The organism is Metapseudomonas boanensis (assembly GCF_042232855.1).
GTDB lineage: Bacteria > Pseudomonadota > Gammaproteobacteria > Pseudomonadales > Pseudomonadaceae > Metapseudomonas > Metapseudomonas boanensis.
In genome coordinates, this window is the sequence record NZ_CP113889.1 from 4,851,504 (window position 1) to 4,863,101 (window position 11,598).

Annotated in this window: 9 protein-coding genes; 2 read left to right on the forward strand and 7 right to left on the reverse strand. The window is 52.9% G+C overall.

The genetic code is table 11. The features are described from left to right. Positions 1 to 325: 325 nt before the first annotated feature. The 3 genes from OXH74_RS22650 to OXH74_RS22660 all read right to left on the reverse strand — a co-directional run bounded on the left by OXH74_RS22650 (position 326) and on the right by OXH74_RS22660 (position 3,401). Positions 326 to 709 carry a VOC family protein gene (locus OXH74_RS22650; protein ID WP_375738966.1) on the reverse strand — a complete coding sequence of 128 codons (384 nt, stop codon included), beginning with the start codon at positions 707 to 709 and terminating at the stop codon, positions 326 to 328. A gap of 70 nt (positions 710 to 779) precedes the next feature. Beyond that, positions 780 to 1,892 (reverse strand): S-(hydroxymethyl)glutathione dehydrogenase/class III alcohol dehydrogenase, encoded by a 1,113-nt coding sequence (locus OXH74_RS22655; protein ID WP_375738967.1) that lies wholly within the window; start codon positions 1,890 to 1,892, stop codon positions 780 to 782. A 69-nt stretch (positions 1,893 to 1,961) separates the two neighbouring features. Further along, positions 1,962 to 3,401 carry an APC family permease gene (locus tag OXH74_RS22660; protein WP_375738968.1) on the reverse strand — a complete coding sequence of 480 codons (1,440 nt, stop codon included), beginning with the start codon at positions 3,399 to 3,401 and terminating at the stop codon, positions 1,962 to 1,964. A gap of 409 nt (positions 3,402 to 3,810) precedes the next feature. Between OXH74_RS22660 and OXH74_RS22665 the strand changes: the two genes are divergently transcribed. Continuing rightward, complete coding sequence (locus OXH74_RS22665) at positions 3,811 to 4,503, forward strand: response regulator transcription factor (RefSeq protein ID WP_375738969.1); 693 nt, start codon at positions 3,811 to 3,813, stop codon at positions 4,501 to 4,503. Between the two features lie 184 nt (positions 4,504 to 4,687). On the opposite strand, the gene OXH74_RS22670 is transcribed toward OXH74_RS22665, so the two are convergent. The 4 genes from OXH74_RS22670 to OXH74_RS22685 all read right to left on the reverse strand — a co-directional run bounded on the left by OXH74_RS22670 (position 4,688) and on the right by OXH74_RS22685 (position 9,416). Further along, positions 4,688 to 5,380, reverse strand: a complete 693-nt coding sequence (locus tag OXH74_RS22670) for a histidine phosphatase family protein (protein WP_375738970.1) — start codon at positions 5,378 to 5,380, stop codon at positions 4,688 to 4,690. Between the two features lie 147 nt (positions 5,381 to 5,527). Continuing rightward, positions 5,528 to 6,472, reverse strand: coding sequence for a phosphotransferase family protein (locus tag OXH74_RS22675; protein WP_375738971.1), 945 nt, complete (start codon positions 6,470 to 6,472; stop codon positions 5,528 to 5,530). Then, positions 6,469 to 7,608: an N-methyl-L-tryptophan oxidase gene (gene solA / locus OXH74_RS22680; RefSeq protein ID WP_375738972.1), complete on the reverse strand. Its 1,140-nt coding sequence runs from the start codon at positions 7,606 to 7,608 to the stop codon at positions 6,469 to 6,471. Before solA ends, OXH74_RS22675 begins: the two co-directional genes overlap by 4 nt. A 527-nt stretch (positions 7,609 to 8,135) precedes the next feature. After that, positions 8,136 to 9,416, reverse strand: a complete 1,281-nt coding sequence (locus OXH74_RS22685) for an aspartate aminotransferase family protein (RefSeq protein WP_375738973.1) — start codon at positions 9,414 to 9,416, stop codon at positions 8,136 to 8,138. 843 nt (positions 9,417 to 10,259) lie between these two features. Here OXH74_RS22685 and paaK point away from each other — a divergent pair. Then, positions 10,260 to 11,576, forward strand: a complete 1,317-nt coding sequence (gene paaK / locus OXH74_RS22690; RefSeq protein WP_375738974.1) for a phenylacetate--CoA ligase PaaK — start codon at positions 10,260 to 10,262, stop codon at positions 11,574 to 11,576. Positions 11,577 to 11,598 lie beyond the last annotated feature (22 nt).

Genomic DNA, 11,598 nt, shown 5'->3' on the forward strand with positions numbered 1-11,598 from the left:
CAGCGTAGGCAGTTGAAAGCTCACCTTGAACGCGAAGCGGAGGCAAAGCAAACATCATGACTGAGCGCCATGCTATTTCGCACTGATCGAAGCCTTCAACGACCTGGCTGCATCATGAAGGCAAGCGTATGCAGGGGTTCTACCCCGTTATGGAAACTCTGAAGAAATCCTGTAGTCGGGAAACGAGCGCTCTGTAACCCGCATGGTTGCTGGGGGCGAATTTTCAAGGACTGGCGTTTTCAGACCATCCCCAGGAAAATCAGGGCGATTCATCCAATCGTGAAGCCATGGCTCGCTGAAGCTCCATGGCTCCACGATCTAGGGTTTACGACGCCTTAAAGCAATATACGGCAAGCTTGTTACCGTCCAGATCTCGAGCATAAGCGGCATAGGCATTCTCTGCCCAGCCACGCGGGCCAGCAGCGCCCTCATCTTTCGCGCCAGCGGCCAGTGCTGCCTCATGGAAGGCATCAATAGCAGCTCGGTTCGGGGCCTCAAAGCTCACGGTCACGCCATTGCCAACAGTAGCAGGCTGACCGTTGGAAGGCTTCAGTACGAAAAAGGACGGCTTGTCCACGCCCCAGATCGAGCCGTTGTCTCCCAGGTCGGCCAAGCGTTTGAAACCCAGCTTGCCTAGCACTTCGTCGTAAAACTTACGCGCTTTTTCCAAATCGTTGGTGCCAACAGTTACATGAGTGAAGATCGACATGAATGTCTCCGTTGTGGTTGGGTTACTGCAGGGAAAGATCGGCACCACCGAAGAGGTACCGGGAGAATGCCTAGAAATGAACGACCGAACGGATGCTCTTGCCTTCGTGCATCAACTCGAAGGCCTCGTTGATCTGTTCCAGGCCCATGGTGTGGGTAATGAACTTGTCCAACGGTATTTCACCCTTCTCGGACTTGGCGACGTAGCTCGGCAGTTCGGTTCGACCCTTCACGCCACCGAAAGCGGAGCCGCGCCAAACACGACCAGTGACCAACTGGAACGGACGGGTGCTGATTTCTGCACCTGCAGGTGCCACGCCGATAATGGTGGACTCCCCCCAACCCTTGTGGCAGCACTCAAGGGCTGCGCGCATTAGCTGGACGTTCCCGATGCACTCGAAGGAGTAATCGACCCCACCATCGGTAAGTTCGACAATGACCTCTTGAATCGGGCGGTCGAATTCCTTCGGGTTAATGAAATCGGTGGCGCCAAGCTCTTGCGCGATTGCGAACTTAGCCGGGTTGATATCTACGGCGATTATGCGCGAAGCCTTCGCCATCCTAGCCCCGATGATGGCAGCCAGGCCGATGCCACCTAGGCCGAAGACGGCCACGGAAGCTCCCTCCTCCACTTTGGCCGTGTTGAGCACGGCGCCGATACCCGTGGTAACACCACAACCCAGCAGGCAAACCTTTTCTAGAGGTGCTTCCTTCGGGATCTTGGCCAGCGAAATTTCCGGCAACACGGTGTATTCAGAGAAGGTCGAGCAACCCATGTAGTGATAGATCGGCTCGCCGTTGTAGGAAAAGCGGGTTGTGCCATCTGGCATCAACCCCTTCCCCTGAGTGGCTCGCACGGCTTGGCACAAGTTGGTTTTGCCGGAGGTGCAGAATTTGCACTTACCGCACTCTGCCGTGTAGAGAGGAATAACGTGATCACCGACTTCAAGCGAGGTAACCCCTTGACCTACGGACTCGACGATACCTCCACCCTCATGGCCAAGGATGCAGGGAAACACGCCTTCAGAATCCTGGCCGGAAAGCGTATAGGCATCGGTATGACAGACGCCGGTCGCAACGATGCGAACCAAAACCTCACCGGCTCTGGGTGGCGCGACATCGACTTCAACAATTTGCAACGGCTCATTAGGGGCAAAAGCCACTGCAGCCTTTGACTTTATCATCTTAACACTCCAAATCGGACATTCATTTCTGCGTAAAGCAATACATCAACATAGAACCGGAAGAACTCATTAGGCCTCGGTGAGAAACTGGCCCAATCTGCTGTACTGTGCTGGTTTAGCACTGCGTAGCCAAATGGCGTAACACACGCCGCCGAGACCAATTGCGACGATACTGATTGGCAGTAAAGCTCCCCAGGCCGAATCAGTTCCGATCATTAAATCGAGGTGAAAAACTTCCATACCCACAAAGACCAACAGCGCAATCATGCTCAATGCAGGCGCAATGACACAGGTCCAAATAGATTGACCCCGACGGTCACGCCAGAAGAAGAAAATGACAGCAAGAGAAGTCAAGGCCTGTACCAGCAAAAGCCCGATAGTCGAAAACGCAGCAGTATCAGGTAACACAACACTCATGGGGTCAGCCCCAGCATAAGCAAAAGCCCCCAATACAACGGCTACGAGGACTGCTTGAACGATACATGCAATAACCGGGGTGAACTGGGTTGGATGCACAATGGCCATCACCCTGGGCAGTACAGATTCACGTGCTAAGGAGAAGATATAGCGAGAGTTGGTATTGTGAAAACTCAGAAGTGCAGCGAACAAACTGGTAAGCATCAGGATGGCGATGGCATCAGAAAAAGCCTTTCCAGCCAGCCGCTCCGCCATGCCATACCATAACTCAACGGGATCCTTAGCTGCTTGAGCGACTACTTGATCAGCCCCCCACACAACAATGAGCGCCCAAACCGATACCGCGTAAATCAACATGATGGTGCTAACGGCTATGTACGTGGCCAATGGAATGTTGCGCCGCGGATCTTTTGCTTCTTCAGCGTAAATCGCCGTTGTCTCAAAACCCACATAGGATCCAACCACAAAGACCATAGCAATGCCAAAACCATCGCCGAACGCACCTGCAATGGAAAATGGCTCCATGGCATATCCCGATGGCCCTCCTTTGGACAACGCAAAGACGTCGAACAGCACGATGACGAGCAATTCCATGAACAGCAAAGCAAACAACAGCCGCCCACTTACTTTAATATTCGAAATACTGGCAACCAGAATAATCGCCAACACAACGAAACAACTCACCCACCAATCCACCTCGACACCAAACCATTGCTGCAAATTAGCAGACATGAAGTATCCGAGCATGGCATATATCGCCAACTGCATTGCATTGTACGAACAGATAGCGATAAACGCCGCCCCAATACCCGAAGGGCGCCCCAACCCCTTCCCGATATATGAATAGAATGCACCGGCATTTTTCGTGTACCGACTCATCGCCACAAAACCGACACTAAACACCAAATAAGCAAACCCAACAATTAGATAAACAGACGGAACCGAAATCCCATTACCCATCGCCAATGCAACTGGTACAGCACCTATCAGCGCAGTAAGAGGACCGTTAGTTGCAATGACAGCAGCGACGATTGAAAAAAGTCCAAGTGCGCCAGCCTGCAATTGTGGAGCTTCACCTTTATTTATAGCCATACCTGCATGTCCTATAGTTATATTTGACTAATGCATAAACGTTATTTGGCACGCCTCTATTGAATAATTTCTCAACCTTTCAACGGCAACCTAGTCTTCTTTCCAACACACTGTGCCGTCAATCAATCAAAAGATTGACTTAAGAGCCGACATCAGAGCACACCCTAAAAGTTACCCACACACAGCGCACTGTGAAGAATGGTAACAACACAGAAACAAAACCAAGATCATCAAAGGATGGCAGAGAAACAAAGGGACTTTTCCGCCGACTTTTAGAAACGACGTGAAAAATTCAGGCGGGAATAAGCCCCTGCCAGGGAATTATCTCAAATAGGCGATACGACCTCTCCTGCGCACCTGGCCCACAACTTGCAAAACTTTCTGAGATTTGCTTGATGGAGGAATCAAAATGCTTACCACAACCTCAGCCGTCCATCCTGTTGCTACCAATACGCTGGCCTTCCTATCGGATTTCCTAAATGTTGACAGCCTCGCCTTTTACACCGTAGAGCCGCACCAGGGCGGTGCACATTTTGAGCTCTTGAATGTACCGAGGGCGTTCTATCAGGACTATATTCGCCATGGACAAAATCTTGATCCCTTTGCAGCAACCAGAGCCCAAAGACTAGACTGCTCCACCGCCTTGCTAACCGAGCACATAAGTGACAAAGCATCTGACAAAGAGTTTTCGCACTTACTTAGCGCACACGGCTTCGCGGACACAGTAGAAATCTTTTTCCGCTGCAGAGGTGAGCTACTTGGTGGCGTTAGCATATTGATGAACGAGTCACAGTGCAGTGATCAAGTACGCCAGTCCCTGTATAAAAAAAGCCGAATGGTTCAGCCTTTCATAGAGTTCAGCGTTACCAACATATTGGCAAGGCCACTGACGCTACGCCTAGATGAATGGATCGCCTCTCATGCCAACCTTTCACGCCGCGAAATTTCCGTAGCCCGACTGGTTGCCCAAGGAAATTGCAATAAGAAAATCGCTGAAGCGCTGTCTATTACTGTTGCAACAGTAAAAACTCATCTAGTTCATATATTCGAGAAGACGGGCGTTCAGAGCCGCGCCGAACTTATTGCCCGAATGAATAGCTAGGTTTTGTAGGAAAAGCGCCCGCTCTCGGTGATACTGCGTTAAAGCCAGTCCGGCCAGAATGCTCATTTACAACAGCATCAGCGATGCGTAGGCGCTATTCGTTCAGATCCTGGAGCAGTTCGGTCCAGTACCCTTTTGGTTACCGGGTCGTACTCATGCACATTCGAGGTATTTCAAGAACTACCTATGTGCGCACCGCTGTAATATCCCTGATGTAATCCGAGGCAAACCGCTCCAGAGTAGTGCTACGGCGTGTCGCATCATAGTAATCCGGTTGATGATTCACCAACCTGACGATCTGATCATCCGGGTGATCGCCTACATCGATGATGTTCAAGCAGGCATAGTCTTGCTCAAGACTTGGATAATAGGCGCGCGGATCACCGCTCAAGGCATAGGACAGCAATGCAGTATTAACGCCACCATGCCCGACAATCAGTAGTGTTTGCCAACCTGACTTTTTGCGAATGCCCGCCATAGCAGTATTTACGCGATCACAAAAGTGACCTATCGTTTCACCGCCGAGAAACCTTTCTTCATCAGACAGCCTCTTTCGCCCAACGAATAGCCCATCGCGTATAGCCTGCTCCGACGTTAACACATCCGCCCCTGCCACTATCTCCCCTAAATCTTTAACTATTTGTACCTCATTTATAATTCCAAGCTGTTGGCATATAATTTTCGCGCTTTCCTGAGTACGCTGATATGGCGTAGCCAATACCGTATCCAGATTGACTTTCCGCGCCTCGAAGAATTTAGCGACCCGCTGGACTTGCTGACGACCATTTGCAGTGAGTGGAGGATCGCCTACGCCCTCAGCATCACCAAAGTAATCGACTTCTGCATGGCGCATCAAAAATATGCGTCGACGTACCATCGAGACCTCCAAGGCATAAAAAATGAGCACGCAATGCGTGCTCGGAAGATGGAGCTAAGAATGCCCTGACAAGACATCTCTTGAAAAATGCACTCTCGCTACCGCTGAGCAGCCATTTCGCAAACTCAGGGCTTTTTCATAGTGTCTCTAGCGTTGAGCCAAGCGTAGGTGAAGCCCAAAATCAGCATGTTCAATCCGCTGACGAACCTTATTCAGGCTGCGAAGAAACTCTCCCTCATAGTCATAATCAGCATTCTTATCACTGGCACCCCGGGCTACGGTCCAGAGCCCCAGACTATTAAAGTCTGCTGCCAGAGCCATCAATGTAACTCGAGAACAATGATAGCGTTCGTGCTCCCCGTAGTAGTCCTCACACAACTGAGCAATGCGATCTTCATCCATCTCAGCATAAGTCGCAATGAAACCCAGCTCGTAACTGGCATCACCATTTCCCGACAGGTCATAATCAACCAGACGAACTGCTCCAAGGGCGTCTTCCATGACGTTGGCGCCGTAGAGGTCGTTATGGCACGGAACAAATTCGTTCCGACGTAGATCAACGACACTCTCAACCTTATCAAGTGTCTTAACCAAGTCACTGAAGCCGTCAGGCATACTGACACCCAGTTGTCGCGCGCAGGCGAACATCGATCTCGCATCAGAAAAAGGATTAATGTCTCTAGCGAACACTATCGGGCTGGCATGAAGCTTGGCGGCAGCAGCAGCCAGGCGCTTCATCCCTTCACGATTACTGACGTCCAGCAATTTGCCAGGTATAAACTCGATTACCATGCCGAGTGGCTCACGAGAAATACCTAACAGCGATGCGCCAAATCCTGCCTCACCGGCCAATCGCGTGTTTTCCATCACAACACCCGAGGGAGGCATTACCCCCAAACCTTCCCAAGTGGTATTCCACAGTTTGATCATGCACTGCTTGTTATCGCCGATGACATGAATATTTTTGTGGGCACCGCCGCCAGGCATCCACTCGAATCGAACGTCTTCATCTCTCCAGTCGGGCAGTTTATTGAGCACAGCCCGCGCATCGTCTAACAGACTTGGGTTGAGGATCACATTTTGGCAGCTCATACCAACTCCTCCTTCGCCAGCGTCTCCACACGATCGATAGCAAAGGTGTCCAGATCTGGTCGGTCAATGCCATCTACGAAATCAGCAAGCGCGTTACCGACGACAGGTGCATAGCGGAAGCCACGCCCGGTACAACCTGCCCCCACAATGACGTTATTGAACTGCGGGTGATTGCCAAGAATCCAATGACCATCACGGCTTTCGCTCCACATACAGACCGCGAAGGCTGCAGGCGCACCGTCCAGTTGTGGCAGACGTGTCACTAGAATGTCTTTCACCCGGGCAAGGTCGTGTTCGGTTAGGTTTTGACTGATGCTGTCGGGATCGATAATGTCGGCGCGAGTAGCAACGCTGAACTTATACGTACCATCAGGCTCGGGGCATCCGTAAGCTGGCATAGCAGGATCCCCGGGCGGCGCTGCAAAAAAGAGAGCAGGCAGGGCTTGGTGGCCCTCCGGTACCTTGAAGTTAACGAGTACCTGACGCTCCACATCAACAGGGAGATTCACTCCAAGTACTTTGCTGCTTCGTGCTCCCGCTGTAACGACTAATTTGTTAGCCCAATAATTCCCTTTTGCGGTGATGATCTCGACCCCCGAGTCATTTGCTTGCCATGAGGTCACCTTTTCATTGAAGTGAAAAACCGCGCCATTTCTCCGAGCGAGCTCCTGCAAGCTACGGATTGCAGTTTCTACCAAAATGATTGCGCCATTAGGTTCCCAAACAGTCAGCTCCTCCGGACGGGTATTGACCCAGGGGAAACGAGCCTTTGAAGCGCTATGATCGAGCACTTCATATTCAAAATTACTAAGTTTGAGGTTTGCCAGTGTTTTGTCGAACCACTCGGATCCCGGCTGCCCAATGAACGCGGATCCGGTAGTGATCAGAATATCTTTGCCGACCTGACTCGAGACGTCGGCCCACATCTTCCAAGCGTTCTCGGTCAATTTGATATAAGCCTGACCAGAACTGTTCGACTGACGGGCGAGGCGCGTGGCACCACCATGAGATCCCATGCTATGCGGTGGTTCAAACTCGTCAATCGCGAGTACGCGATAACCGCGTTGAGCCAGTTGCCAGCTAGTAGCACTACCCCAGGTACCAGCACCAAGTACGATGACATCAAAGTCGTTCATCTTTACCTCACAAAATTGTTTTTATTGACGTGAAGAGCGGGGCTATATGTGCTGGCAAACCATGTCTGCAACGGCACCCGAGCCCACTTGGGCAGGAATGAAGCCCTACCTGCATACTCGGCCAGAAGGCGCCGAATGTCTTCCACCTTTGGATTGATCTTCGTGTAAATAAACGTAGCGACGCTTGTAGCAAACTGCAGAAAAATCAACCATTTGATTGATGCGAATAGACAGGGCGTCTGACCTCACCGACAACCTGAAAACGCCCACAAACTTCTTGCTAACTTTAGCAATGGCTTTTGCACGTCGAATACTTGACGTGAATATGCTGAAGAGGGTTCTGCATGGGCGCCCGAGGTAAAACGCCAGACGCCTAGCAGCGATCAAGATCATGGCCTGCGCCATGAACAATGGACGAGGGCATTGGGAAATGCGTCATATCAGAAAGGTACGACTCGCATTAGTTGCGGCGGGCGACGGGTTTCCACCGCACGACGCAACCCATGCAAAAAATCACATTGTTATAGTTATAGTTTCCGAAGGCCATTTTCCAAAGCACGCAACAAATAATCAGCGTGACTGCTATCGAACGTCAACGGTGGGCGAATCTTGAGAACATTGTCCCCAGGCCCGATTCGGCTGATTAATACGCCGTTTTCTCTTAACCAATTTATAAGACGCTTAGCTTCCGCCGCGGCAGGCTGCAGTGTGCGCTGATCACTAACCAGCTCTACGGCAAAGAACATCCCCCGATTACGCACATCCCCGATGATGCTGTATTGCGCCGCCAGTTCTCGCAAGCCTTGGCCAAGAGTCTCCGAAGTACGCAATACGTTCTCCATGAGCTTACGATTCTCGATTTCTTCTAATACAGCCATTCCGACAGCTGCAGCCACGGGGGAGCCACCGAAAGTATTAAAGTACATGGCATTTCTGCCAAAACTATTGATTAGGTCCAAGTTCGTCACGAGTGCGGCAAGCGGGAAACCGTTCCCCATCGGTTTCCCCATCGTGACGATGTCAGGCTTGGCACCGCACCCCTGATGACCCCACATATGCTTACCGGTTCGACCAAAACCAGACTGCACCTCATCGACAATCAGCAAGCCCCCCGCCTCATGAACCAGTTCAGCGAGTCTTTCTACATAGCCTTCGGGTAGCGTAGGTATCCCTTCATTTGCAAAGACTGTATCAATCAACATTGCCGCCAATCTGACTCCTCGCGCCTTCATCGAGTCGATGGCCCGCACAACTTTAGATAAATAGGCCTCAAGCAATTGCGCCTCGCTCAAGCCTTCACTGTGATACATACAAGGTATCGGGATGGCCTCGGCGCTCAAGGGGAAGGGTTCTGGCGATGCCTGCATTGCAGTAGTCAAAGAAGCAAGCGTACTTGAATTGCCGTGATAGTTGTACGTACTAACTATGACGCCCGTGCCGCCAGTGGCGTGCCGTGCGATACGCAGAGCGAGTTCGTTCGCCTCGCTCCCCGTGCAGGTAAACATGACGCCATCTAGATGAGCATCAAACGTCTGCAATAGCCTCTCAGCATAGTTAACGATCTTGTCGTTCAGATAGCGCGTGTGAGTATTCAGCGTTAGCGCTTGTTCGTACATTGCCCGTGCAACATGGGGATTTCCATGGCCAACGCAAGGCACGTTGTTATAGCCGTCAAGATAGCGCTTACCTTCTACATCGATCAGCCATACGTCATTTCCTGATACCAGGTTTAGCGGACGCTCGTAGAACATGGGAGATTCACTTCCCATGACGCCCTGGCGTCGCTTCAACAGATTCTCACTTTCCACTGGCGTTGCTCCAATAGTCACTACTCTTGATCATCTTCGTCGTATTGCTGCCGATACGCGAGGCGAGTGCTTTAGCCTTCAGTATCCAAGGAGCACGCAGGAATTTCATCCATCAAAGGGTTGATTTGCTAATGGCCCGCCATCGATCTGAGCACCTCGGCAGTCGATCCGGGACAGAGCACATACCCAAGCGCAAGGAACACAAACACGAAGTGCCGGCAGGCTAAGAATGCAGGGCCTTTCATCGTCTCGCTCTGCTGCTTCCTCGGCATATAACCTTGGCACATGCAGAAAAGCATTAGGCATGTCTTCAATGACAAGTCAGTCGGTCGCGGTAGGGATGAAAGTTACCTGCCACCCCCCGCACAGATCCGTACGTGCGGAACTACCGCATACGGCTCCTGCCTCGGGTATGTGACGCGAAGCGATCCTCAGGGTACGGGTGTGCATTCTTTGGGCTGGGTATGTAGTGAGGGGCCTTGCCGGCAGTAGACGTGGCAATGCAAAGGGAGTCCCCTTCAATAAGCTTTGCCAGATGAACGCTTCTGGCCGATTCCTGCCTGTTCCAACCAACAGCTTTGGGGTGACTTCTGCCAGTCACGAATTCAGCGCCAGGAATGGCAGGAATGGCAGGAATGGCAGGAATCCATTTCGCCTTGTCTTGCCTTGAGACGGCCAGTACCAATTCTTTGCCAGATCGTTTTGCAGGCATGCCAGCCCTCTTTCTGGAGCTGACTTAACTTCCTATAAATATTCTCATCGTGGCGGTAGTTGCAGCTGTCGCGGCAGTGTCTCTCAGCACTAAGCCTCAGGCTTCATGCAAAAATACAATTCAAGTGACCTATGAACATGATTGCCAATACCGCCTTGCTTGACCCGATGGAAACCGCCAGCGTCGACGAACTGCGCCAGCACCAGCTGGAGCGCCTGCGCTGGAGCCTGAAGCACGCCTACGAGAACGTCCCGCTGTACCGCCAGCGCTTCGATGAAAAAGGCGTGCATCCGGATGACCTGAAGTCCCTGGAAGACCTGACCAAGTTCCCCTTCACCGGCAAGTCGGACCTGCGCGACAACTACCCCTACGGCATGTTCGCCGTGCCCCAGAGCGAGATCGTCCGCATCCACGCGTCCAGCGGCACCACCGGCAAGCCCACCGTGGTCGGCTATACCCAGAACGACATCGACACCTGGGCCAATGTGGTGGCGCGCTCGATCCGCGCCGCCGGCGGCCGCAAGGGCGACAAGGTGCATATTTCCTATGGCTACGGCCTGTTCACCGGCGGCCTGGGCGCCCACTACGGCGCCGAGCGCCTGGGCTGCACCGTGATCCCGATGTCCGGGGGCCAGACCGAGAAGCAGGTCCAGCTGATTCGCGACTTCCAGCCGGACATCATCATGGTCACCCCGTCCTACATGCTGAACCTGGCGGACGAGATCGAGCGCCAGGGCATCGACCCGCACAAACTGGCCCTGCGCCTGGGCATCTTCGGCGCCGAACCCTGGACCGCCGAACTGCGCCGCGCCATCGAAGAGCGCCTGGGGATCACTGCCCTGGACATATACGGCCTGTCGGAAATCATGGGCCCGGGCGTCGCCATGGAGTGCGCGGAAACCAAAGACGGTCCGACCATCTGGGAAGACCACTTCTACCCCGAGATCATCGACCCGGTGACCGGCGAAGTGCTGCCGGACGGCCAACTGGGCGAGCTGGTGTTCACTTCGCTGTCCAAGGAAGCGCTGCCGATGATCCGCTACCGCACCCGCGACCTGACCCGCCTGCTGCCGGGCACCGCGCGGCCGATGCGGCGCATGGACAAGATCACCGGCCGCAGCGATGACATGCTGATCATCCGCGGCGTGAACGTGTTCCCGACGCAGATCGAGGAGCAGGTGCTGAAGGTCAAGCAACTGTCCGAGAACTACGAGATCCACCTGTTCCGCAACGGCAACCTGGACAGCATAGAGGTCCACGTCGAGCTCAAGCACGAGCACGAGCATGAGAACCTCAGCGAGTCGCAACAGCAGGCGCTGTGCAACGAACTGTCGAAGTACATCAAGACCTACATCGGCATCAGCTCGCGCATCGTCCTTCGCCCCAGCTACTCGCTGAAGCGCTCCGAAGGCAAGGCCTGCCACGTGTACGACAACCGCAACAAGTAAGCGCAACGCCCATGAAAAGCCC